Raw genomic sequence first — 22,413 nt, forward strand, 5'->3', positions numbered from 1 at the left:
CTGGTCTATGGATCGAGCCGGCCGGCCAAGAGCGCGACGATGCGCGCGCTGGCGCCGCGATGCTGCGCGGTGAAGGCGAGGCCGGCGTCGCGCATCGCCGCGCGCTGCGGCGCGTCGGCCAACAGCTGCAACACCAGCGCCACCAGCTCGCCGGCATCGCTCACCTGCCGCGCGGCACCGGCGGCCAGCGCCAAGCGGCTGGCCTCGGCAAAATTATAGGTCGACGGCCCCAATAACACCGGCACGCCGATGCTGGCTGGCTCGATCAGGTTCTGCGCGCCGAAATCCAGCAGCGAACCGCCGACAAAGGCGACATCGGCGGCGGCGTAATAGGCGAACAGCTCGCCCATGCTGTCGCCTATCCACACCTGCGTTTCACGTGAAACCGGCTGCGGCTCGCTGCGCCGCTGCACGGCAAAGCCCTGCTCCGCCGCCAGCGCGGCGACCGTGGCGAAGCGCTCCGGATGGCGCGGCACCAGCAGCAGCAGCGCGTCGCCAACCTTGGCCGCACGCCAGGCATCCAGGATCAGCGCCTCCTCGCCGTCGCGGGTGCTGGCACACAGCCACACCGGCCGGCTACCGATGCGTTCGCGAAACTGCGCCCCCAGCACCAGCTGCGCCGGCGGCGGCGTGAAGTCGTACTTGGTATTGCCGCACACGCGAAGGTTGGCCGCGCCCAGCGCCACCAGCCGCTGCGCGTCGTCCTCGCTTTGTGCCGCAACCGCCGTCAAAGCCTGCAACGCCGGGCGGATCAGCGCGCCGATGCGGCGGTAGCCGCGCAGCGATTTTTCCGACAACCGGGCATTAACCAGGAAGGCCGGTACGCCGGCCTGCGCGCAGGCGTGCAGCAGATTGGGCCAGATCTCGGTTTCCATCAGGATCAGGCAGCGCGGCCGCAGCGCAGCGACGAAACGGCGCATCACCCGCGCATTGTCGTACGGCAGGTAGCGGATCTCGGCAAAAGGGTACAGCTGCTCGGCGGTGGCGCGCCCGGTCGGCGTCATCTGGGTGATGACGAAACGCGCCTGGGGATACTGTTCCCGCAAACGCGCAAGCAGCGGCTGTGCCGCGCGGGTCTCACCCACCGACACCGCGTGCAGCCAAATCACCTCGCCACCCGCCTGCGGCAAGACGTCGCCGAAGCGCTCGTCCCAGTGTTCAAGATAGGCCGGCGCCTGGCGCGCGCGTTTTCTCAGATAGCGCCTGATTAGCGGCGTCGCCAGCGGCCACAGCAGGCTGTACAGCGCCCGCGCGATCATGCGCCGCGCACCCGCGCCAGCAGCGCCAGCACCGCGTCCACCGCCGGGATGTCGCCGGCGCGGCCGATGTTGGCCGCACGCGCGGTTTCCACCACGCCGGTCAGCGCCGGGTCGGTATCGGTATAAATGGCCACCAGCGGCACATCCAGCGCGTTGGCGAGGTGGGTCAGGCCGGTATCGACGCCGATCACCGCCGCGGCATGGCCCAGCAGCGCCGCCGCCTCGCGCAGGGTCATTTTCGGTGCCAGCAACGCGCCGGGAATGGCCGCGGCCAACCTTTGCGCGCGCTCCCGCTCCGCCGCACTGCCCCACGGAATGACGATGGCCAGGCCCTGCTGTTGCAGCGCCTGCGCCAGCGCAATCCAGTGCATCTCCGGCCACAGCTTGCTGTCGCGGCTGGTGGCGTGCAGCAGCACCGCGTAGTCACCCTGTGGCAACCACGCCAGCCGCTCGCCGCAGCGGATGCCGAACACCGGCGCGCCCTCGGGCCGGTAGCCGAAGGCGGCGCCAAACAGCTGGCGGTTGCGTTCGATCGCCGACAGCTGGCGGCTGACCGCGTAGCGGCGCTCGTAAAAGCGGCTGGCCAGCGGCTCGCGGATGCTGGCGCGGTCGTAGCCGGCCAGCGGACCGTTAGCCCAGCGACCGGGAATGGCACTCTTCAACAGCCCCTGCGCATCCAGCACCAGCTCCCAGCGCGTGGCGGCCAGCGTATGCCGCAACGCGCGGATCTCGCGCCAGGTAGCGGCCTTGAACAAGGCCTTGCGCCAGCGCCGCCAGGCGATGGGGATGGTGCGGCTCACCAGCGGGTGCAGGCCGGGAATGTCGGCGAAGCCTTCTTCTGCCAGCCAGCTCACCGTCACATCCGGGCGGTGGCGTTCCAGATCGGTCAGTGCCGGCCAGGTGTGGATAAGGTCGCCCATCGACGATGTGCGCAGCAACAGGACGTTTTTCATGCGCCGGATTTTACGGGCAGCCCTGTGGTTAACCAAGTAAAATCAGGGCTACCGCTTTGTGGATAACTGGCAGTGGATAAATCCCGCCAAAACTATCCACAAGCTGTCCTGTCCCTGGCAAGCCCTTCAAAGACCCAGCCCCCAACAAGGCAAACTGTTGAAAACATTGCGCAATAGCGACTTATCCACAGAAAAGTGTCCACTACATCAGTATCTTCATATTTAAAATAGGCAAACAATGAAAAGAGGAGCTGCAGACCAAAACCGTCTGCCACGCGACTTGCGTCATTGCCGGCAAGAGATTGTGGATAAGCACGGGGCACGGCAAGATGGCAAAATTGTCCACAACTGATGCACGCCATTCCAGTCCCGGCAACGACAAGTTAGGCAATAACGCAAGTCTTTGAAAAAAATTGTCTTTAGTGTGTTATCCACAGACAGGGACAGCCTTCTACTATCCTTATCCTTTATATAACTAGAAAGTACTAGAAAGAATGTCGCGCCAACTTAGCGTGGTTCTGATCACCAAAAATGCCGAAGCACTGCTGGAAAAATGTCTGCAAAGCTGTGCCTTTGCCAACGAGATCGTGGTGGTGGATTCGGGGAGCACAGACAGGACATTGGCAATAGCCTCTGCCTATAAGGCCAAAGTTATCCACCAGGAGTGGTTGGGATTCGGTCCGCAGAAGCAGTTCGCGGTCCGGCAGGCCAGCCACGACTGGGTGCTGTGCCTGGATGCCGACGAGTGGCTGTCTGAAAAATTACGTAATGAAATCAAGATATTGCTGAACAATCCGGCGCTGGGTGCCTACCGCTTTGCGCGCAGCAACAAGTTCATGGGCCGCTTTTTGAAATTCGGTGAAGGCTATCCGGATTACAGCCTGCGGCTGTTCGATCGCCGCCAGGCGCGCTGGTCCGACGACGTGGTACACGAGTACGTGATCGCCGACGGCGAAGTCGGCACCGTGGCTGGCGACCTGATGCACGAATCCGGCGAAGACATCGCGCTCTACCTCAGCAAGCAGAACCGCTACACCAGCCTGCAGGCGGAAACCCTGTATCAGCGCGGGAAAAAGGCGGGCATCGCCAAGCTGGTGTTGAGCCCGCTGCTGCGCTTCGTGAAGTTTTACCTGCTGCGCCAGGGTTTTCGCGACGGCCTGCCCGGACTTGTCCACATCAGCATTGGCTGCTTCAACAGTTATCTCAAATACGCGAAGCTGATCGAGCTGCACCGGCTTCGCCCACAGGAAAAATGACGATGAAAGTACTGGTCACCGGCGCCGCCGGTTTCATTGGCCGCGCGGTATGTGAAAAACTGCTGGATCGCGGCGATGTGCAAGTGATCGCTGTGGATAACCTCAACGACTACTACGCGGTGGCGCTGAAACACGCCCGCCTCGCCACCCTGCAGGGGCGCGACGGCTTTCATTTCCACAAGCTGGACATCGCCGACTGGGCCGCGGTTGACGCGCTGTTCGCCGCCGAACGCCCGGACTACGTGATCCACCTCGCCGCCCAGGCTGGCGTGCGCTACAGCATCGAGAACCCGCACGTGTACGCGCAGAGCAACCTGGTCGGCCACACCAATATGCTGGAAGCCTGCCGCCGCCACCCGGTGCAGCACCTGGTGTTCGCCAGCTCCAGCAGCGTGTATGGCAAGAACGCCAAGGTGCCGTTCAGCGAGGACGACCGCGTCGACGAGCCGGTCAGCTTCTACGCCGCCACCAAGAAGGCGAACGAGGTGATGGCGCACAGCTACGCCCACCTGTACCAGTTCCCGATCACCGGCCTGCGCTTCTTCACCGTGTACGGCCCGTGGGGCCGTCCGGACATGGCGCCGTGGCTGTTTACTGAGGCCATCCTCAAGGGCGAAACCATCAAGGTGTTCAACCACGGCCAGATGCAACGCGATTTCACCTACATCGACGACATCGTCGAAGGCGTGCTGCGCGTGATGGCGCATCCGGCCAGCGGCGACGTGCCGTTTGCGGTGTTCAACATCGGCAACCACAACCCGGTGCCGCTGATGGACTTCATCGAGGCCACCGAAGCCGCCTGCGGCCGCGAGGCGGTCAAGCAGTACCTGCCGATGCAGGACGGCGACGTGCCGGTTACCTACGCCGACACCGCACGGCTGCGCGACGCGGTTGGCTTCTCGCCGGACACGCCGCTGCGCGACGGCATGCAGGCCTTCGTCGACTGGTATCGCGGCTACCACCAGGGTTGAGTTATCCACAGTCGGTGGCACGGCCAACGCTGCGACTGCCGGCTGTCGAGCCGTAAACCGGCCGCCAGCGCCCGCTGCCGCTTGCGACGTCTCATGCTGACGGCCACCGCCGCACGGCGCGTGGCGGGCTGCTGGCGTGCCGCGATCCGCCGCTTGCTGTCGTGATGCGGCAATTTTTCCGGCACGGTCTAAGCTGAACAGAGGCATTTTCAGCATGGGAGGCGGCAATCATGGATACCGGACATCACGAACTGGCCGAGCTGTTTGCACAGCTGGGGCTGGACAACAACGCTCAGGCCATCAGCCGTTTCGTGCTGAGCCATCCGCTACCCGCCGACATGGCGCTGCCGGAGGCGCCGTTCTGGAGCACAAGCCAGGCCGCCTTCCTGCGCCAGTCGCTGGCCTGCGACGCCGAGTGGTCGGACGCGGTCGATACCCTGGCGGCGCTGCTGCAGCAACGCGGCTGACGTCGTTAGCTGCGGCTGAACCTGCTGGCGCCGCGCAGCGATAAATGACATACATATCAACGGTTTGCTGACAGATGCGGCCAACGTTTGGCCGTGCGGCGGCATGGTCTATGCTGGGTTATCACAGTCGTCGAGGAGACCCGTCATGATGATCGCCCGCTGGAGTATCGAGGCCAAGTTTGGCCACAAACCGGAAGTCATCGCCGAGATGCAGCGCTGGCTGCGCGACATCGGCTCGCAGGTCGGCTGGACGCCGCAGCGCGTGCGCCTGCTGACCGGCTCGATCGGCGTCAAGGAGTCCACCATCCAGTCCGAAATCGAGATCGCGGATCTCGCCGAGCTGGACGCCGCCTGGAGCAAGCTGGGCGCCCTGCCCGACCACGCCGCGTGGAGCAAGGCGCTGGAGCCGCACGTGGTGTCCGGCACGCAGCGCTGGGAAATCCTGCGCATCATCGGTTAGCCACCCGCCATGTCCGGGGATGACCGCGCGTCGTCCCCCGGGCGGCTGGCCTTGCGGCCAAGGTTGGCCGCAACATCGATCCCACCCAAGTGCCTGATTCTGCTATCATTCCGCGCCTTGCCCCCACCCACCGCAGGAAGTCTTCATGAGTCTGTTGCCGCACCAGGTTGAGCTGTTGTCCCCCGCCAAGAACATCGACATCGGCCGCGAGGCGATTTTGCACGGTGCGGACGCCGTCTACATCGGCGGCCCCAGCTTCGGCGCGCGGCACAACGCCTGCAACAGCGTGTCGGAGATCGCCGAGCTGGTGCAGTTTGCCCACCGCTACCACGCACGCATCTTCACCACGCTCAACACCATCCTGCACGACGCCGAGCTGGACGCCGCGCGCACGCTGATCTGGCAACTGTACGACGCCGGAGTCGATGCGCTGATCGTGCAGGATATGGGCATCCTGCAGCTGGACCTGCCGCCTATCCAGCTGCACGCCTCCACCCAGTGCGACATCCGCGACGCCGCCAAGGCGCGCTTCCTGTCCGATGCCGGCTTCTCGCAGGTGGTGCTGGCGCGCGAGCTGACCATCCCGCAAATCCGCGCCATTGCCGATAAGGTCGGCGATAGCGCCACCATCGAATACTTCATCCACGGTGCGCTGTGCGTCGCCTTCTCCGGCCAGTGCTACATCAGCCACGCCGACAACGGCCGCAGCGCCAACCGTGGCGACTGCTCGCAGGCCTGTCGCCTGCCCTACACCCTCACCGACGAAAAAGGCGGCGTGGTCGCCTTCGACAAGCACCTGCTGTCGATGAAGGACAACAACCAGAGCCGCAACCTCGAAGCGCTGCTCGACGCCGGCGTGCGCTCGCTGAAGATCGAAGGCCGCTACAAGGACGTCAGCTACGTCAAGAACATCACCGCCCACTACCGCCTGCTGCTTGACGAAATCATCGAGCGCCGGCCGGAACTGGCGCGCGCCTCCAGCGGCAGCAGCGAAATCTACTTCGCGCCCGATCCGGACAAGACCTTCCACCGCGGGGCAACGGATTATTTCGCCACTGGCCGCAAGATCGACATCGGCGCCTTCGATTCGCCGAAATTCGTCGGCGTCGAGCTGGGCCACGTGCACCAGGTCGGCGACGGCTGGCTGGAGATTGCGACCGAAGACAGCATGGCCAACGGTGATGGCATCAATTACATGAAGAAGCGCGAAGTCGTCGGCATGCAGCTGAACACCGTGAAGCAGGTCGGCCACGTGCCGGGCGGCGAGTTGCTGTGGCGCTGCGTGCCCAACGACCCGGCTACGCTTACCGGCCTCAAGCCCGGCACCCGCATCAGCCGCAACCGCGACCACGCCTGGGAGCTGTCGCTGCTGAAAAAATCGGCAGAACGTCGCATCGGCGTGTGGCTGAACCTGGATGAAACCGGCGACGGCCTGGCGCTGACCATCACCGACGAAGACGGCTGCAGCGCCACCGCCCACGCGACACTGGCGCTGGAGCCGGCCAAGGACGCCGCCCGTGCCGAAGCTGGCCTGCGCGACGCGGTCGCCAAGCTCGGCAACACCATGTTCGTGGCCAACGACGTGGCGCTGAACCTGACGCAGCCGTGGTTCGTGCCCTCGTCGGTGATCAATGCTCTGCGCCGCGACGCGGTGGAAAAGCTGGAAGCCGCCAGGTTGGCCGCATGGCCACGCCAGCCGCGCAAGGCGCCGGTGGAGCCGCCGGTGCCGTATCCGGAAAAAAACCTCAGCTACCTCGCCAACGTCTACAACGCCAAGGCCTGGGATTTCTACAAGAAACACGGCGTGGAAGTGATTGAGCCGGCGTATGAAGCGCACCAGGAAGAAGGCGAAGTCAGCCTGATGATCACCAAGCACTGCCTGCGCTTCTCCTACAACCTGTGTCCGAAGCAGGCCAAGGGCGTCAAGGGCGTGATGGGCCAGGTGCGCGCCGACCCGATGGTGCTGAAATCCGGCGACGAGACCTACACGCTGAAATTCGAATGCCGTCCGTGCGAGATGCACGTGATGGGCAAGATGAAGAAGCACATTTTGAAGTCGCCGCCGCCGTCCGAGATCCCGGCGACGGCGCCGATCACCTTCTTCAAGCAGCGGCCTGCGTCGTAATTTGAATGGGGTTGCGGCCAACGTTGGCCGCAGGGTTTTGATGACATAGAACAAGGGCAAGCCGGATGGCTTGCCCTTTTTTATGCACAATTGATGTGATATTCGTAGAAGAAAAAAATATTAATGAAATGGTCATGTTTTCCATCTGCTATATAAGTCAGTAACCAGACATGTAATTTATGGTTTATCCTATTTCATTTTCAATTAATTTTATAAAATTTTGACAAAACTTTTCAAGATCGTTTGAGGTGATAGTGGCACGCCATGTAACAATTTTAGACCGAGGGTCATAGTCTTCAAACTGGATACTAACATGGTCCAAGACACGATCGTCGGAGGAGAAATGGATGCGACCATGAGCAACCGCATTACGTAACATTTTTATGAGCTGATTTAATGTCTCAGGTGAGCCGAGTTCAATCTTCCAACTAGGCCATCCTTGATCTTTAAGTTCAGATAGCGTCAAGGTATTAACTCGTTCGACAAGTTTGCGTTCATTAGGATATACGATAAGCCCTAGCAGTGAGAGAACAAGTTGTGTGACTACATGAACATCATGACCATTTTTGTAGGCATGCTCAATGTGTTCGAGGTTCTTGCGTGTACGATGTGCAAAACCTAGAGTGTCATTTCGTGATGTGTAGTGCATTGTCTTAATACCTCCAAAATTCACAATAACAGAAAGCTTTCTGTAGAAATTTATGAATGTAAATATTTTATTAATAATTAATTTTGTACGGCAGTTACTTTTCCATTATCTGTATAAACATATGTACTATATCTACCATGAAATGGTCTAAAGACGTATTGTGTTCGTCTGCCATTACTTGTAATGGTGCTATTTTGACCATTAGGCGACCCCATCGCTGCCAACATGCCACATTCACTCATTCCAATAGCCACGGATTCACTCATGATAATACTGTGTTCAGCTTGGCTTGGTGAGACACCTCCTCTGTTTTTAATTTCGGCAGCAACAGTAGAAACTGCTTGTGGATTACCCATCCGCAGCCAGTGGCCATACTGCATACAAAGAGCTGCATTGCCTAAACTCTTCGCTGTGCTTGGGCTGATAGTCGTCACACAGGAAGTTAAGGAGAAGGCTATTAGTAATGCTGATATTGCAATCCGAGATGAAAAATTTTGAAACATAATACCTCCCACTATCGAGTGCTAAATAGCACCGAACGTACAGAGCTTCATAAGTTTAGGCTAGATTTTACTTCCAAAGAGCAATGACATATCCACACATATCTTGCCTAGTGCATAGCAATAAGCATTTACTAAAACTAGATCAATTACTTCACATTTCCTAGGGCTGTTGACGTTTTTAGCCAAGGATGTGAAAGCAGTGTACTGCGCGGTAGGCGTTGGGCTGAGCCTGCGAAGCCCAACGCCTACCGAAATTAACAAAAAGGTTGGCCGCAAGCCGTCATGGCGTTGCGGCCAACCTTTTTTGAAATATGGCATTCGCTGCGCGAATATTTTTTATCTGCCGCTTTCCGAACGGCGGCGGGATACTTTCTTTTGCTTCGCCAAAAGAAAGTATCCAAAGAAAAGGCGACCCGAAGGCACAAGAATTCCCGCGAAAACCGCCGCCATCCCGGCGCCGCCCATCCGCTGCGCTCAAAAGAGGGCGGCTTGTTTCCGGGATGGCGCCATTTTTCACGGCTTGCGCCAACGGGGATGGGCGCGTCGGTGCGGTGTTGGCCGGCGGATTTAGCTTGTGGGTATAAGTTATCCACAGCATGGTAGGTTGGGCTGAGCCTGCGAAGCCCAAAGTTTAACGCGATTGAGTTGGCCGCAAGCCGTCATGGCTTTGCGGCCAACCTTGCTTACGACGCCGCAATATAGCGATCCGGCCGGTGGTAGAAGCCGATCACCAGGCTCATCGCGGCGGCGCCGATCAGTGAGCCGATCAGCTGCGGCAGGCTGCACAGCAGCAGCGACGCCAGCAGGATCGCGAGGTCGATGCCGAATTGCAGCTTGCCGGCGCGCAGGCCGTAACGCTGCTGTACGTACAGCGCCAGGATGTTGATGCCGCCGACGCTGGCCTTGTGGCGGAACAGCGCGATCAGGCCCATGCCGAGCAGCAGCCCGCCGAGCAGGCCGGTGGAGTACGGGTTCAGCGTGCCGGCGAACGGGAACAGCTCGCGGCATTGCGTGGACAGCAGCGACACCAGCGCCACGCAGACAAAGGTGCGCATGGTGAAGGCGGCGCCCATGTGGCGCAGCGCCAGCCAGTAGAACGGCAGGTTGATCAGGAAGAACAGCCAGCCAAACGGCGCCAGGCCCTGGTAGTGCAGCAGAAAGGCGATGCCGGCGGTACCGCCGGTGAGCAGGCCAGCCTGCACGAACATGGCCATGCCGAAGCCGATGAAGGAGGTGCCGATCAGGATGGCGAGCAGGTCTTCTGCCACGCTGTGTGCCAGCGGATTGTGTCCGCTTGTCAGGTGCGGGGTGTCGGTAGTCATGGGTGGATACCGTGGGGCGAATTGTCAGAAACGGCGCGCCGGGTAAGGGCGCCGCACCGGTTTAGCTGCACGCAAGAAACCTGCCAGCCAAACGGCGGGCGACGGCTGGCCGCCGGACGCTGGCGCGCCTTGTGGCGGGGCAAAATGCTGCATCGGCGGCAGTGCTGGCACCGGCATGGTGCCGGCCGCTGCTTGCGGCCAACCTTGTGGCCGCTGTGTTGCCGGCGTGGGCAACACCAGCCGGAAGGCCGCCGCGTTTCGTGCTACAACGGCAGCATCTGTTCTTTTAACTTGCCGTGCCGCCCATGGATTTCCTGCGCCGTTTTTTCCTGCGTCATTACCGCGATCCCTACACCCGCTTTTCGCTGCTGATGTGTGGGCTGATGCTGGCCTTGCTGCTGCTGGTGTGGCTGTTCGATCTGGATACGCCGGCGCACGAGCCGGTACCGTTGCCGCCGCCGGCGAGCATCGGTGTGCCGGTGTAGCCGCGATGGCTCTGCGCGGCTTGCCAGCCGGCGATGATGGCGGGATGATCGGTGGCTTACTGCGGGGGATGAGGCGATGAACGGTTTGTTGCTGGCGCTGGCGTTTGTGATGGGGGTGGTGGTGCCGCTGCAGGCGGCGATCAATCACCAGCTGAAGCTGCTGATCGGCGGCAGCCCGGTGCTGGCGGCGCTGGTGTCGTTCGCGGTGGGGCTGGTGACGCTGAGCATCGCCGCGCTGCTGAGCGGGCAGAAGTGGGTCGGCCTTGCCGCACTGCCGCGCGCGGAGTGGTGGATGTTGACCGGTGGCGCGCTGGGGGCGCTGTTCGTGTTCGGCACCACGCTGCTGGCGCCGCGGCTGGGGGTCGCGGTGATGCTGTCGCTGATCATCGCCGGCCAGGTGTGCGCGTCGCTGCTGTTCGACCGTTACGGCTGGCTGGGCATGCCGCTGAAGGAGATCAACAGCTGGCGCCTGGCTGGCGCGCTGCTGGTGGTGGCCGGGGTGCTGCTGGTGAATCTGGGCGACCGCATCGGCCGGTAGCGGCCGGCGCAGCGTTTCACGTGGAACCGCCCGGCGGCGGCCGACAAACAGCACAATGGCAACAGCGGATTGCGTTACAATCCGCTGTTTTTCATTGCGGCGGCAGAAATGCTGCCGAATCAGGGTTTTAAGGAATCAGTGTGGCCGATATCGAGCGCCTCGATACGTGGGTAAAGTACAAGAATGGCCTGTGCAGCGACTGCATGGGCAGCTGTTGCAGCATGCCGGTGGAAGTGAAGCTGCCGGATCTGGTGCGCATCGGCGTGGTGGACGAGTTCGAGCTGGGCGAGCCTATCAAGAACATCGCCAAACGTCTGGAAAAGCAGCGCATCATCCAGCATTTCAACTTCAAGAGCGGCCTGTTCACGCTGACGCAGCGCGCCAACGGCGACTGTCAGTACCTGGACCAGAAGACCCGGCTGTGCAGCATCTATGCGCAGCGGCCGAATACTTGCCGCAATCACCCGCAGGTCGGCCCGCGACCGGGGTTTTGCGCCTATACCCGTAATCCGCAGCATGGCCGCAAGGTGAGTACATGAGCGACAAACAGAGCAACAACCCGCTGCACGGCGTGACGCTGGAAGCGATGCTGACCGAGCTGCACGCCCACTACGGCTGGGACGGCCTGGCCAGCCGCATCAAGGTGCGCTGCTTCAGTCACGACCCGAGCATCAAGTCCAGCCTCGCCTTCCTGCGCCGCACGCCGTGGGCGCGCGACAAGGTGGAGGCGCTGTTCCTGCAGCTGAAGAAGCCGAAGCACACCCTGGCGCCGAAGCCGAGCAGCGAGCGTGCGCCGGCCGGCCACGGTGCGGCCAGGGCGCCGACCATCCTGTTTGCCCGCAAGACGCCGCCGACGGACGACGCCTGAGCCGCCCGCCACCCTAACCCTCCGGCCGCGACACGTGTCGCGGCTTTTTGACGCAAGGAGCCGCCGATGACCGTGCCCGCCGTATTGCTCGATGCCCGCGGCCTGATCGCCGCACAACGCCAGTTTGCCGCCGAGCGCGACTGGCAGCGTTTCCACACCCCGCGCAACCTGATGCTGGCGCTGACCGGCGAGGTGGGCGAGCTGGCGGAGCTGTTCCAGTGGCGCACGGACGCCGAGGCGGCGGCGATGGCGGAAGAGCCGCAGGCGTTCGAGCGGCTGCAGGAGGAAATCGCCGACGTGATGATGTACCTGGTGCGGCTGGCAGATGTCTGCGGCGTGGATCTCGACCATGCGCTGCAGGACAAGCTGCAGAAGAATGCGCTGAAATATCCGGCCCCGGGACGGGAATAAATCGCCACAGTTTTGTCGCAGTAGTAGGATTTTATTTATCGAAAGCTGCGGCAATTGATAATTCAATGCTTTTCTATGCCGTGCCGCAACAGCAAGAAAACATGCCGTTGGCTTAGCCTGTGCTAAGCTGCCCGATTGTGTTTGCCGCCAGATCCCGACCGATGAACCAAGCCGACACGCTGTCTTTCCACGCCGCTTCCTCGCCCGCCGCCCGCCTGCAGCAGCTGTTCGAGGCGCTGCCTTATCCGGTGCTGCTGTTTGACGTGCACGGGCTGCTGGAGTTTGCCAATCGCGCCGCGCACGGCTGTCCTGATACGCAGCCGGCACTGCAGCAGCTGGCCGCCGGCATGCCGCTGGCCGCGGTGTCGTTGCCGGGGCTCGCTGACGACAAGTTTGCCCAGCTGCTGGCCACCGCCACGCCGCAGAGCATGGAACTGAGCCTGCCGCAGCCCGATGGCACGCCGGGGCATTACCAGTACACGCTGACGCCGCTGTGTGATGCCAACGGCAAGGTGAACGGTGTGCTGCAGACCCGCCACGACGTCACCCGCCAGCGCCAGGAGGCGCAGCGCCTGCAGCTGCTGCAGGGCCATCTGCTGGAGATGGCGCACCGCGACGCGCTGACCAATCTTGCCAACCGCCGCTATCTGGAACTGAAGCTGGAAAGGTTGGCCGCAGACAGCGCCTCCAGCCTGTGTGCGCTGCTGTTCATCGATCTCGACCGTTTCAAGCCGATCAACGACGTTCACGGCCACGACACCGGCGATGCGGTGCTTTCGGCGGTTGCCGCGCGGCTGAAGCAGGCCCTGCGCGGCACCGACCTGCTGGCGCGCATCGGTGGTGATGAGTTCGCCATCCTGCTGGAAGGCGTCACCGAGAGCGGCGCACGCGCGGTGGCCGGCAAGATCATCCAGGCGCTGGACGAGCCGTTTGCCGAGCTGCCGCCGCCGAACCGGCTCGGCCTGTCGGTGGGGATCTGCCTGTTCAAGAGCGGCGCGGGTATGCCGGCCGAGGTGCTGGCCGAGGCCGATCAGGCGATGTACCGCGCCAAGCGCCGTGGCGGTGGCCAGTTCGAGCTGCGTCAGCTGTAGGGCTGCACGCATGACAAAACGGCCACCCGCTTTCGCTGGTGGCCGTTGTTGTTTCACATGAAACGCAAGGGGTTGATGCCCCACTTTTCCGGCAACTCGTGGCGCACGATCTTGTCGCCGCCGCCAAAGCCGAGCGGCCGCGACAAATCGACGATTTCCGGCTGCAGATAGGTATTGCTCTTGCTGCTGTACATCACCCTGATCCTGGGCGTCAGCAGGTTGCTGGGGTGCTGCTCGATCACCACGCCCAGCTTGCCTGATTCCAGCAACACCAGCGTGCCGACCGGGTAGATGCCGACACAGCGCATGAAGGCCTGTACCAGTTTGGGATCGAAGTGGTATTTCGACCATTCGAAGATCTTGCGCAGCGCATCGGTCGGCGCCATGCCCTTGTGGTAGCAGCGATCGGCGGTGATGGCGTCGTAGACGTCAACGATGGCCGCCATCTTGGCCAGGGTGCTGATGGTGTCGCCCTTGAGATTGTGTGGGTAGCCACTGCCGTCGACGCGCTCGTGGTGATGCAGGGTGATGTCGAGCGGGATCTCGCCGATGCCCTCGGTGCGGCTGAGGATGTCGAAGCCGTCGCGCGGGTGGCGGCGGATGATGTCGAACTCCTCCTCGGTCAGCCGCCCCGGCTTGTTGAGGATCGCATCCGGTACCAGCGCCTTGCCGGTGTCGTGCAGGATGCCACCCAGCCCGGCGAGGTGGATGGTTTCCCGGTCCATGCCCACCGAGCGGCAGAAGGCGATCATCAGCGTGCCGACGCTGACCGAGTGCAGGAAGGTGTAGTCGTCCTTGTTCTTGATGCGCAGCAGCGTCAGCAATGCGCCGCTGTTGCTGAGTACCGATTCGGTGATCGACTCGATCATCGGTTCGACCTGCTCCAGCTCCACCGCCCGTCCCAGGCGCACATCTTGCATCACGGTCTTGACCAGTGCGTGTGCCTGGCTCTTGATGCGGTTGGCGCGGCCCAGCTCGTCGGCAAACGACAGCGTGATGACCGGCGCCGGTTCGTTGCTGACGGCTTCGATCATCTGCTGCTGCAGTGTCGCGTTGACCTCGTCCACGCTGCGCGCATGGCTGACATCCAGACCCTTTTCGGTATCGATATAGATCTCGTGAATACCGGCCTCTGCGATCTTGGCAATTTCGGCATCGCTCTTGATCAGAAAGCGGCGGCGGAAAAACGGGTGGGAGGCCCAGTCGCAGTTCAGGTCATGCACATACATGCCGATTTTTACATCGGCAATATCGATACTCTTGATCATGGAATTGTCTTTTTTGGTGCAGAAACGTAGCAAAAACAGCGACTAAGCAATTTTACAGAATTAATGCGTCAGCCATACTGACCCATGACAAGTTTGAGCCGGAAACCTTATCCCACAATTATGGGCGCAAAGCATAATGCGGGGAGAATTTTAAATTGATTGATGATGATTACCGGGCCGCTGCTGGGCGGTGGAGAACGGATTTGCATCATTTTCTGTGATGAACAGCCGGGTTTTTGCCGGATTTGCGCTGGAATTGGTCAATCATCCGGCAAGAAGATATGCTCGGTAACAATATCTAAATCTTTTTTGCTGTATCGCCAGTTACGGGAGTGCAAGGCATGACGCAGGACACACGTTGGGGACATCTGGGCAACCGCATCATCGGCGTCGCCGCGGTGGCGGTGGCGGTCGGGTTTGCGGTGATGATCGCCATCATCGCCAAGCAAAGTTATGACGCCGCGGTCGAGCAGGGCAACCAGCTGGCGTCGGAACAGGCCGGCCGCGTGGCGGACAGCGTCGAGGCCAAGCTGGCCAACGGTTTTGCCATTCCGCGCAGCATGGCTGCCAGCGTGCAGGGGCTGCAGCGTGCGCAAGCGGTGGACCGCAAGGTGGTCGACAGCATCCTGCTCAGCACGCTGGACAACGCGCCGGGCATCATCGGCGCGTGGATGCTGTGGGAGCCGAACGCACTGGACGGCCGCGACGACGAATTCCGCCGCGACTGGCCGAAGCACGACCCGACCGGGCGCTACACGCCCTACCTGACGCGCGGCGCCAACGGCAAGGCGGCGCTGGACGTGATGATGTCCAGCGACCGGGTGGCGAAATTCCCGGAGTGGCAGGACCGGCTCACCGAGTACGTGCCGGACTATGAAAAATCCGGCTGGGGCGATTTCTACTTCGTGCCGAAATCGCGCGGCCGCGACACCATCACCGAGCCGTTCTTCTACGACGTGCAGGGCAAGCAGGTGCTGGAAAGCTCGCTGGCGGTGGTGATGAAGGACGCGTCCGGCAAGATGCTGGGGGTGTCCGCCGTCGATCTGGCGCTGGACGACCTGCAGAAGCAGTTCGGCGGCATCCGCCTGTATGAAACCGGCTACGTGCGCCTGGTGTCCGAGGGCGGCCTGTTCGTGGTCAACCCGCAGCCGGCGCTGGTCGGCAAGACGGTGGCCAGCGGCGACCCGCTTGCGGCCAACCTCGACAAGATCAAGAAAGGGGAAAGCTTCTCCTACGAGGACGGCGGTTTTACCCATTTCTTCTACCCGGTCAAGGTGGCGGACAGCGGCCAGTTCTGGGCCGCCGGCGTCAGCGTGCCGACCGCGGCGATTACCGCCTCCGCCAACAGCCAGCGCAATACCGCCATCGTGATCGGCGTTATCGCGCTGGGGCTGATCATCCTGGTGCTGACGCTGCTGATCCGCACCCTGACCCGGCCGCTGAACACGCTGGCGGAGACCATGGAGCAGTTCGCCAGCGGCAAGGGCGACCTGACGCTGCGCCTGCAGGTCAGCAACCGCGACGAGATCGGCCGCACCGCCGCCGCCTTCAACCGCTTCATCGAGAGCCTGCGCGAGATGTTCATCGAGGTGCGCGAGCAGAGCCTGGCGGTGAGCCGTTCCGCCGGCCAGCTGGCCGCCTCCGCGGTGCAGGTGGAGCAGTCGTCGGCGCAGCAGTCGGACGCCGCCAGCGCCACTGCCGCCGGCGTGGAGCAGGTCACCGTCAGCGTGCACCACATCGCCGATACCGCGATGCTGGCCGAGAGCATGGCGCGCGAAAGCGGCGTGCTGACCGAGCACAGCGTGGCGGCGGTGGACCGGGTCACCGGCGAGATCCAGCGCATGACCAGCAACATGCAGGCGCTGGCCGGACGCATGGGGGCGCTGGGTGCGCGTTCGGCGGAAGTCAGCACCATTGTCAACGTTATCAAGGACATTGCCGAGCAAACCAACCTGCTGGCGCTGAACGCAGCCATTGAGGCGGCGCGCGCCGGCGAACAGGGGCGCGGCTTTGCGGTGGTGGCGGACGAGGTGCGCAACCTCGCCGGCCGCACCGCCGAGGCCACGGTGCAGATCGGCCGCATCGTCGCCGCCATCGGCAGCGAGACCAGCGTCGCGGTGGACGAGGTGAAGCGCAGCACCGAGCTGGTGTCGGTCAGCGTCGGCATCGCCGAGGAGGCCAATGTGGCAATGAAGGGCATCTACGAGAAAAGCGTCGATCTAGTGGACAATATCGGCGATATCGCGTCGTCGACGCGGGAACAGTCGAACGCGACTTCGGAAATCGCACAGAACGTGGAGCGCATCAGCACCATGGCGCAGTCCAACAGCGAGGTGGCGCGCGAGGTGCGCGCCGCGGTGGAGCAGCTGCGCGAGCAGTCCGCCAGCCTGGAAGCGCTGGTCGGCAATTTCCGACTCTGAGCCGCCGGCCCGCCGCTGCCAGCGCCGCCCGTCACGGGCGGCGCTTTTTTATTGCCCGCTTTGGCCTGACAGTTTGGCCTGACAGTTTGGCCTGACAGCGCGCGGCGATTTTCGTATAATCCGCCGGTTTGCTTTGCGAGACCCGCCATGTCGCCTCTACCCTGCCCGCTTCGTTTCCCCGCCGCGCCATCCGCGCGTCGCCAGGCGTTGCCGGTACGGGGTCGACACGACGCCGGGCCGCTGCATTGAGATAGAAAGAAGCTCCTGATCCGGCATCAGGGGCTTTTTTTTCAGCCATTGATTCTGTTATTGCCAAAGGTGACCGCCATGCCCAACCCGCTTTATCGCAAGCACATCATTTCGATACCGGATTTCACGCGCGAGGAACTGGAACTGGTCGTGCAGACGGCGGCACAACTGAAGGCTTCGCCGCGCAGTGACTTGTTGAAGGACCGCCTGCTGGCGACCTGTTTCTTCGAGCCGTCGACCCGTACCCGCCTGTCGTTCGAGACCGCGGTGCAGCGCCTGGGCGGCAACGTGATCGGCTTTGCCGACGGTGCCAACACCTCGGCGAAGAAGGGCGAGACGCTGGCCGACACCGTGCGCATCATCAGCTCCTACACCGACGCCATCATCATGCGCCATCCGAAGGAAGGCGCCGCGCGCGTGGCGAGCGAGTTCTCCACCGTGCCCATCATCAACGGCGGCGACGGCGCCAACCAGCACCCGTCGCAGACCCTGCTCGACCTGTTCACGCTGCAGGAAACCCAGGGCCGTCTCGACAACCTGACGGTGGCCTTCGTCGGCGACCTGAAATACGGCCGCACCGTGCACTCGTTGGCGCAGGCGCTGTCGCTGTTCGGCGCGAAGTTCTACTTCGTCGGCCCGGAGGCGCTGGCGATGCCGGACTACCTGTGCGAGGAGCTGGACGAGCGCGGCATCAGCTACAGCATCGCCGCCACCATCGAGGAAGTGATCCCGCACATCGACATCCTGTACATGACCCGCGTGCAGCGCGAGCGCTTCGACGAGGCCGAGTACAAGAAGATCCAGGGCCAGTTCGTGCTGCGCGCCGACATGTTGCGCAGCGCCCGCCCCAACATGAAGATCCTGCACCCGCTGCCACGGGTGGACGAGATCACCACCGACGTCGACGCCACGCCGCACGCCTACTACTTCGAGCAGGCCAAGAACGGTGTCTACGCCCGCCAGGCGCTGCTGTCGCTGGTGCTCAACGAAACGGTGTGAAAGGAAAAACCATGACTGAAAAAGTGTATGCCCGCAATGTCGAGGCGTTGAAATCCGGCACCGTGATCGACCACATTCCGGCCGGTCAGGGCCTGCGCATCCTGCGCCTGTTCCAGCTGGCGGAATACCGCGAGCGCGTCACCGTCGGCCTCAACCTGCCCAGCGGTCACATGGGCAGCAAGGACCTGATCAAGATCGAGAACGTGGTGCTGAGCGAGGAGCAGGCCAACGAGCTGGCGCTGTTCGCGCCGCGCGGCACCGTCAGCGTGATCGAGGACTTTGCCGTGGTACGCAAGCAGAAGCTGGCGATCCCGGACACGGTGGAAGGCATCTTCGCCTGCCCCAACTCCAACTGCGTGTCGCACGTGGAGCCGGTGCAGAGCCACTTCAGCGTGCGCGTGACCGAGCACGATACCAAGATGAAGTGCAAGTACTGCGAGAAGGTGTTCAGCAAGGACATCGTGGTCGACGTGCGCTAAGCCGGCCGGTATCGGCATTGGGCGGTCGCGGGCAACTGCGGCCGCCTTTTTCACGCTTGCGGCCAACCTTGCGCCGGTAGCGGGAACTCGCCGCCGCGACGCGGCTTCCAAGCGCTTATTTGCCCTGTGGAGAACATCATGTGGCGTCCCCTGCTGCTGGCCGCGTGCGGCCTGCCCCTGTTGCTGGCCTGTACCGAGGAACAGGTCGGCAAATTGCAAAACGACGCGTCCGCCGCCATTGGCGTGGCCGGCGCCAAACTGCAGCAGGCCAGCGCCCCGCTGGCCGAGATCAAGCAGCAGGCCGCGACCGCGCTGGACAAGGCCGGCACGCTGGCCGGCGAGCTGCAGCCCAAGGTGCAGCAAGAGGTGGAAGCGCTGAAGCAGCAGGCCGGCGCGGTGCGCGAGGTGGTCAGCGCGTGGCAGGGCAAGGGCGACTGGACGGTGCTGGAAAAGCAGGTCGGCCAGTACCCGCGCGACAGCGGCCTGTTCGACAAGCCGCCGCTGGCGGCCCCGCTGAAAGCCTTGCTGGGCAAGGACCTGGCCAAGTTCAAGCGCTTCATGGATACCCAGGGGCCGTTGCAGCAGGACCGGCTGCTGTTCGTCACCGGTAACAAGCGCCACGCGGCGCAGGACGGCGCCGCCTACCTGCTGATCGACGTGTCGCAGCGCAAGCTGGAGGCGGGGCTGATCGAGAACGGTCTGCTCAAGGTCTACGCCAGCGAGGGCACGCCCTTGCAGACGCCGGCCGAGGTGCGCACCTTCATCGGCAACCTGCAGCGGCAGTAAGCTGAGCCGACGCAAGCAAATACCTCCGCACCCGGGGTGAGCCCAAGCATCAGGCCATCGACCAGGACGCCGCCCGGGCGCTCCCCGTCCATGAGCGACACCGCGGCCAACGTGCCTTTCTTGTGCATGAACGGCGCGCCGATTTGCCGCGGTAAAGCGCGCCAGGCTCACCTATGATGAAATCTCGGCGCCTGTTGCGCCGCTGCCGGATGACTGTGTGACAGCACAGGGGGGGCATCATGTTTGACAGTCGGTTCTACTTCACCGGGGCGACGATCCTGGCAGTGCTGTCCACGCTGTCTACCGCCTGGACGCTGCTGATGTTCTCCGTGCTGCTGATCTTTGTCGGGATGTGGCAGGCCGACCGCGAGCAGATCCGCGAACTCTCCCCCAGCACTGCGGTGATGTTCGTGATGCAGGACGACAACTCGCCGCGCCCGCTCGATGATTTCATCGGCCACCACCTGATGTTCTACCAGGACGGCATCCCGGTCTATCGCGACCTGTTCGACGGCGATCACTACTGGCAGCTGCTGGATGCCGACAGCAAGGCGCAAAGCGGCGACGACATCATCCGCGTGTTCCCCGGCGTCAGCTACCGGCGCAAGGGCTGAGTCGGCGCCATATTCAAACGTGCCGTGCTGCAATAAAAAGGTTGGCCGCATCACTGCGGCCAACCTTTATCGTTTCACGTGAAGCAAAACCGGCTTACACCTTGTCGTACAGCTTGCCGCCGCCCTTCACGAACTCGATGGACTTCACTTCCATACCCTTCTGCAATGCGGCTTCATCGCTGATGCCCTGCTTGGCGGCGAATTCACGCACATCTTGCGTGATCTTCATCGAGCAGAAGTGCGGGCCGCACATGGAGCAGAAGTGCGCCACCTTGGCGCTGTCTTTCGGCAGCGTCTCGTCGTGGAAGTCGCGCGCCTTGTCCGGATCAAGACCCAGATTGAACTGGTCTTCCCAGCGGAACTCGAAGCGCGCCTTGGACAGCGCGTTGTCGCGGATCTGCGCGCCTGGATGGCCCTTGGCCAGATCGGCGGCGTGTGCGGCCAGTTTGTAGGTGATGATGCCTTCCTTCACGTCGTTCTTGTTCGGCAGGCCCAGGTGTTCCTTCTGGGTGACGTAGCACAGCATGGCGGTGCCATACCAGCCGATCTGCGCGGCGCCAATCGCACTGGTGATGTGGTCGTAGCCCGGTGCGATGTCGGTGGTGAGCGGCCCCAGGGTGTAGAACGGCGCCTCATGGCACCACTCCAGCTCCTTGTCCATGTTCTCCTTGATCAGCTGCATCGGCACGTGGCCGGGGCCTTCGATCATCACCTGCACGTCGTGCTGCCAGGCAATCTGCGTCAGCTCGCCCAGGGTCTTCAGTTCGCCCAGCTGGGCGGCGTCGTTGGCATCCCAGGCGCTGCCCGGGCGCAGGCCGTCCCCCAGGCTGAAAGCCACGTCGTAGGCTTTCATGATTTCGCAAATCTCTTCGAAATGCGTGTACAGGAAGTTTTCCCGGTGATGCGCCAGGCACCACTTGGCCATGATCGAGCCGCCGCGCGACACGATGCCGGTCATGCGGCTGGCGGTGAGCGGCACGTAGCGCAGCAGCACGCCGGCGTGGATGGTGAAGTAGTCCACGCCCTGCTCGGCCTGCTCGATCAGTGTGTCGCGGAAGATTTCCCAGGTGAGGTCTTCGGCCTTGCCGTTGACCTTTTCCAGTGCCTGGTAGATGGGCACGGTGCCGATGGGTACTGGCGAATTGCGCAGGATCCACTCGCGGGTTTCGTGGATGTTCTTGCCGGTGGACAGGTCCATGATGGTGTCGGCGCCCCAGCGGATGCCCCAGGTCATCTTGTCTACTTCTTCGCTGATCGAAGACGTTACTGCGCTATTGCCGATGTTGCCGTTGATTTTTACCAGGAAGTTGCGGCCGATGATCATCGGTTCGCTTTCCGGGTGATTGATGTTGTTGGGGATGATGGCACGGCCGGCGGCCACTTCCTGGCGCACGAATTCCGGGGTGATCTCCTCCGGCAGGTTGGCGCCGAAGCTGTGGCCGGGGTGCTGGCGCGTCATCAGCTCCAGCAGGCGGCTGTTGCCGGTGGCCTTGAGCGATTCGACATAGGCCTTGCGGTTGAGGTTTTCGCGGATGGCGACGAATTCCATTTCCGGGGTGATGATGCCCTGGCGGGCGTAGTGCATCTGGGTGACATTGCGGCCAACCTTGGCGCGGCGCGGTTTGCGCTGCAGGTCGAAGCGCAGGTCGGCGAGTTTCGGGTCGGCTTCGCGGGCGCGGCCGTAGTCGCTGGACAGGCCGGCTAAGCGCTCGGTGTCGTCGCGTTCGGCGATCCAGGCGGCGCGCAGCGGGGCGAGGCCGGAGCGGATGTCGATCTGTGCCTGCGGGTCGCTGTACGGGCCGCTGCAGTCGTAGACGTAGATCGGCGGGTTCTGCTCGCCGCCGAACTGGGTGGGAGTGTCGGCCTGGCTGATTTCGCGCATCGGCACGCGGATGTCGGGGCGGCTGCCCTCGACGTAGATCTTGCGGGAATTCGGCAGCGGCTGGATGGCGGCGGAATCCACCACCATTTGGGTATTCAGATTGGTTGGCGCGTTCATCGGGCAGGTTCTCCAAGGCGATGAAACGGCGCAAGGAGCGGCCCGGAAGATCCGGCTGCAAGGCTGGCCGCCGTGCTGCGGGAACGGATGGCAGCGGGCGGTGTCTGGCAGATTACGCTTCCCTACGCCGGTATTATCCGGGTCAGGTTCGAAGGGTGACTCTCACCCGCTGCGGCTGCGATCCTCGCCGCGCCTTGGCGCGGATGGTACACAAGCCGGAGCAGGACCCCTAGCGATGCTG

At 62.6% G+C, this 22,413-nt stretch carries 23 protein-coding genes and 1 riboswitch; of the genes, 16 read left to right on the forward strand and 7 right to left on the reverse strand.

All coding sequences use genetic code 11. The features are described from left to right. Positions 1–5: 5 nt before the first annotated feature. Positions 6–1,259 (reverse strand): lipid IV(A) 3-deoxy-D-manno-octulosonic acid transferase, encoded by a 1,254-nt coding sequence (gene waaA / locus PQU96_RS02660; protein WP_272770713.1) that lies wholly within the window; start codon positions 1,257–1,259, stop codon positions 6–8. Further along, the gene (gene waaC, locus PQU96_RS02665) at positions 1,256–2,212 is read right to left on the reverse strand and encodes a lipopolysaccharide heptosyltransferase I (protein WP_272770714.1); all 957 of its coding nucleotides are present in this window, start codon (positions 2,210–2,212) and stop codon (positions 1,256–1,258) included. The genes waaA and waaC overlap by 4 nt, the downstream gene beginning before the upstream one ends. Before the next feature lie 494 nt (positions 2,213–2,706). On the opposite strand from waaC, the gene PQU96_RS02670 reads away from it, so the two are divergent. From PQU96_RS02670 to PQU96_RS02690, 5 genes are all read left to right on the forward strand, one after another. Beyond that, entirely contained in the window at positions 2,707–3,468 is a 762-nt protein-coding gene (locus PQU96_RS02670) for a glycosyltransferase family 2 protein (RefSeq protein WP_272770715.1), read from the forward strand. Between the two features lie 2 nt (positions 3,469–3,470). Next, the gene (locus PQU96_RS02675) at positions 3,471–4,439 is read left to right on the forward strand and encodes an NAD-dependent epimerase (protein WP_272770716.1); all 969 of its coding nucleotides are present in this window, start codon (positions 3,471–3,473) and stop codon (positions 4,437–4,439) included. A 230-nt stretch (positions 4,440–4,669) separates the two neighbouring features. Then, complete coding sequence (locus PQU96_RS02680; protein WP_272770717.1) at positions 4,670–4,906, forward strand: DUF2789 domain-containing protein; 237 nt, start codon at positions 4,670–4,672, stop codon at positions 4,904–4,906. Between the two features lie 145 nt (positions 4,907–5,051). Further along, a complete protein-coding gene (locus PQU96_RS02685) occupies positions 5,052–5,366 on the forward strand; it encodes a hypothetical protein (RefSeq protein ID WP_272770718.1) in 315 nt (104 codons plus the stop codon). A 145-nt stretch (positions 5,367–5,511) separates the two neighbouring features. Next, positions 5,512–7,491, forward strand: coding sequence for a peptidase U32 family protein (locus PQU96_RS02690; protein WP_272770719.1), 1,980 nt, complete (start codon positions 5,512–5,514; stop codon positions 7,489–7,491). A 184-nt stretch (positions 7,492–7,675) separates the two neighbouring features. Here the strand turns inward: PQU96_RS02690 and PQU96_RS02695 are convergent, their stop codons facing one another. The 3 genes from PQU96_RS02695 to PQU96_RS02705 form a co-directional block, all read right to left on the reverse strand. After that, the gene (locus PQU96_RS02695; RefSeq protein ID WP_272770720.1) at positions 7,676–8,140 is read right to left on the reverse strand and encodes a HEPN family nuclease; all 465 of its coding nucleotides are present in this window, start codon (positions 8,138–8,140) and stop codon (positions 7,676–7,678) included. A gap of 77 nt (positions 8,141–8,217) precedes the next feature. After that, positions 8,218–8,643, reverse strand: coding sequence for a hypothetical protein (locus PQU96_RS02700; protein ID WP_272770721.1), 426 nt, complete (start codon positions 8,641–8,643; stop codon positions 8,218–8,220). Positions 8,644–9,326: 683 nt separating this feature from the next. After that, positions 9,327–9,965 (reverse strand): YitT family protein, encoded by a 639-nt coding sequence (locus PQU96_RS02705; protein WP_272770722.1) that lies wholly within the window; start codon positions 9,963–9,965, stop codon positions 9,327–9,329. A gap of 305 nt (positions 9,966–10,270) precedes the next feature. Between PQU96_RS02705 and PQU96_RS02710 the strand changes: the two genes are divergently transcribed. The 6 genes from PQU96_RS02710 (at position 10,271) to PQU96_RS02735 (ending at position 13,358) form a co-directional block, all read left to right on the forward strand. After that, on the forward strand, positions 10,271–10,450 hold the full coding sequence (locus PQU96_RS02710; RefSeq protein WP_272770723.1) for a hypothetical protein: 180 nt from the start codon (positions 10,271–10,273) through the stop codon (positions 10,448–10,450). A 76-nt stretch (positions 10,451–10,526) separates the two neighbouring features. Continuing rightward, a complete protein-coding gene (locus PQU96_RS02715; RefSeq protein ID WP_272770724.1) occupies positions 10,527–10,988 on the forward strand; it encodes a DMT family transporter in 462 nt (153 codons plus the stop codon). Between the two features lie 140 nt (positions 10,989–11,128). Further along, on the forward strand, positions 11,129–11,527 hold the full coding sequence (locus PQU96_RS02720; protein WP_272770725.1) for a YkgJ family cysteine cluster protein: 399 nt from the start codon (positions 11,129–11,131) through the stop codon (positions 11,525–11,527). Then, on the forward strand, positions 11,524–11,856 hold the full coding sequence (locus tag PQU96_RS02725; RefSeq protein WP_272770726.1) for a VF530 family protein: 333 nt from the start codon (positions 11,524–11,526) through the stop codon (positions 11,854–11,856). Before PQU96_RS02720 ends, PQU96_RS02725 begins: the two co-directional genes overlap by 4 nt. A 66-nt stretch (positions 11,857–11,922) precedes the next feature. Continuing rightward, on the forward strand, positions 11,923–12,267 hold the full coding sequence (locus PQU96_RS02730) for a nucleotide pyrophosphohydrolase (protein ID WP_272770727.1): 345 nt from the start codon (positions 11,923–11,925) through the stop codon (positions 12,265–12,267). 161 nt (positions 12,268–12,428) lie between these two features. Next, positions 12,429–13,358, forward strand: a complete 930-nt coding sequence (locus tag PQU96_RS02735; protein WP_272770728.1) for a GGDEF domain-containing protein — start codon at positions 12,429–12,431, stop codon at positions 13,356–13,358. A 53-nt stretch (positions 13,359–13,411) separates the two neighbouring features. Here PQU96_RS02735 and PQU96_RS02740 read toward each other — a convergent pair whose 3' ends face one another. Next, positions 13,412–14,626, reverse strand: coding sequence for an HD-GYP domain-containing protein (locus PQU96_RS02740; protein ID WP_272770729.1), 1,215 nt, complete (start codon positions 14,624–14,626; stop codon positions 13,412–13,414). Positions 14,627–14,967: 341 nt separating this feature from the next. Between PQU96_RS02740 and PQU96_RS02745 the strand changes: the two genes are divergently transcribed. The 5 genes from PQU96_RS02745 (at position 14,968) to PQU96_RS02765 (ending at position 20,173) form a co-directional block, all read left to right on the forward strand. After that, a complete protein-coding gene (locus PQU96_RS02745) occupies positions 14,968–17,046 on the forward strand; it encodes a methyl-accepting chemotaxis protein (RefSeq protein WP_272770730.1) in 2,079 nt (692 codons plus the stop codon). A gap of 327 nt (positions 17,047–17,373) precedes the next feature. Continuing rightward, entirely contained in the window at positions 17,374–18,294 is a 921-nt protein-coding gene (gene pyrB, locus PQU96_RS02750) for an aspartate carbamoyltransferase (protein WP_272770731.1), read from the forward strand. 11 nt (positions 18,295–18,305) lie between these two features. Further along, positions 18,306–18,773 carry an aspartate carbamoyltransferase regulatory subunit gene (gene pyrI, locus PQU96_RS02755; RefSeq protein ID WP_047968234.1) on the forward strand — a complete coding sequence of 156 codons (468 nt, stop codon included), beginning with the start codon at positions 18,306–18,308 and terminating at the stop codon, positions 18,771–18,773. Positions 18,774–18,911: 138 nt separating this feature from the next. Next, positions 18,912–19,559, forward strand: a complete 648-nt coding sequence (locus PQU96_RS02760) for an Ivy family c-type lysozyme inhibitor (protein ID WP_272770732.1) — start codon at positions 18,912–18,914, stop codon at positions 19,557–19,559. A 239-nt stretch (positions 19,560–19,798) separates the two neighbouring features. Further along, complete coding sequence (locus PQU96_RS02765; protein WP_272770733.1) at positions 19,799–20,173, forward strand: hypothetical protein; 375 nt, start codon at positions 19,799–19,801, stop codon at positions 20,171–20,173. A 94-nt stretch (positions 20,174–20,267) separates the two neighbouring features. Here PQU96_RS02765 and thiC read toward each other — a convergent pair whose 3' ends face one another. Beyond that, positions 20,268–22,172, reverse strand: coding sequence for a phosphomethylpyrimidine synthase ThiC (gene thiC / locus PQU96_RS02770; protein WP_272770734.1), 1,905 nt, complete (start codon positions 22,170–22,172; stop codon positions 20,268–20,270). A gap of 102 nt (positions 22,173–22,274) precedes the next feature. Beyond that, a riboswitch (TPP riboswitch) is annotated at positions 22,275–22,413 on the reverse strand.

Source organism: Vogesella margarita (assembly GCF_028548475.1).
In the GTDB taxonomy this organism is placed as follows: domain Bacteria; phylum Pseudomonadota; class Gammaproteobacteria; order Burkholderiales; family Chromobacteriaceae; genus Vogesella; species Vogesella margarita.

Coding starts and splice junctions, on each gene's coding strand:
- PQU96_RS02715 (WP_272770724.1), top strand. CDS start 10,527: ATGAACGGTTTGTTGCTGGCGCTGGCGTTTGTGATGGGGGTGGTGGTG.
- PQU96_RS02690 (WP_272770719.1), top strand. CDS start 5,512: ATGAGTCTGTTGCCGCACCAGGTTGAGCTGTTGTCCCCCGCCAAGAAC.
- PQU96_RS02705 (WP_272770722.1), bottom strand. CDS start 9,965: ATGACTACCGACACCCCGCACCTGACAAGCGGACACAATCCGCTGGCA.
- PQU96_RS02675 (WP_272770716.1), top strand. CDS start 3,471: ATGAAAGTACTGGTCACCGGCGCCGCCGGTTTCATTGGCCGCGCGGTA.
- PQU96_RS02695 (WP_272770720.1), bottom strand. CDS start 8,140: ATGCACTACACATCACGAAATGACACTCTAGGTTTTGCACATCGTACA.
- PQU96_RS02735 (WP_272770728.1), top strand. CDS start 12,429: ATGAACCAAGCCGACACGCTGTCTTTCCACGCCGCTTCCTCGCCCGCC.
- PQU96_RS02745 (WP_272770730.1), top strand. CDS start 14,968: ATGACGCAGGACACACGTTGGGGACATCTGGGCAACCGCATCATCGGC.
- PQU96_RS02730 (WP_272770727.1), top strand. CDS start 11,923: ATGACCGTGCCCGCCGTATTGCTCGATGCCCGCGGCCTGATCGCCGCA.
- PQU96_RS02760 (WP_272770732.1), top strand. CDS start 18,912: ATGTGGCGTCCCCTGCTGCTGGCCGCGTGCGGCCTGCCCCTGTTGCTG.
- PQU96_RS02700 (WP_272770721.1), bottom strand. CDS start 8,643: ATGTTTCAAAATTTTTCATCTCGGATTGCAATATCAGCATTACTAATA.
- PQU96_RS02710 (WP_272770723.1), top strand. CDS start 10,271: ATGGATTTCCTGCGCCGTTTTTTCCTGCGTCATTACCGCGATCCCTAC.
- thiC (WP_272770734.1), bottom strand. CDS start 22,172: ATGAACGCGCCAACCAATCTGAATACCCAAATGGTGGTGGATTCCGCC.
- PQU96_RS02680 (WP_272770717.1), top strand. CDS start 4,670: ATGGATACCGGACATCACGAACTGGCCGAGCTGTTTGCACAGCTGGGG.
- PQU96_RS02685 (WP_272770718.1), top strand. CDS start 5,052: ATGATGATCGCCCGCTGGAGTATCGAGGCCAAGTTTGGCCACAAACCG.
- PQU96_RS02670 (WP_272770715.1), top strand. CDS start 2,707: ATGTCGCGCCAACTTAGCGTGGTTCTGATCACCAAAAATGCCGAAGCA.
- PQU96_RS02740 (WP_272770729.1), bottom strand. CDS start 14,626: ATGATCAAGAGTATCGATATTGCCGATGTAAAAATCGGCATGTATGTG.
- waaA (WP_272770713.1), bottom strand. CDS start 1,259: ATGATCGCGCGGGCGCTGTACAGCCTGCTGTGGCCGCTGGCGACGCCG.
- PQU96_RS02725 (WP_272770726.1), top strand. CDS start 11,524: ATGAGCGACAAACAGAGCAACAACCCGCTGCACGGCGTGACGCTGGAA.
- PQU96_RS02765 (WP_272770733.1), top strand. CDS start 19,799: ATGTTTGACAGTCGGTTCTACTTCACCGGGGCGACGATCCTGGCAGTG.
- pyrI (WP_047968234.1), top strand. CDS start 18,306: ATGACTGAAAAAGTGTATGCCCGCAATGTCGAGGCGTTGAAATCCGGC.
- waaC (WP_272770714.1), bottom strand. CDS start 2,212: ATGAAAAACGTCCTGTTGCTGCGCACATCGTCGATGGGCGACCTTATC.
- pyrB (WP_272770731.1), top strand. CDS start 17,374: ATGCCCAACCCGCTTTATCGCAAGCACATCATTTCGATACCGGATTTC.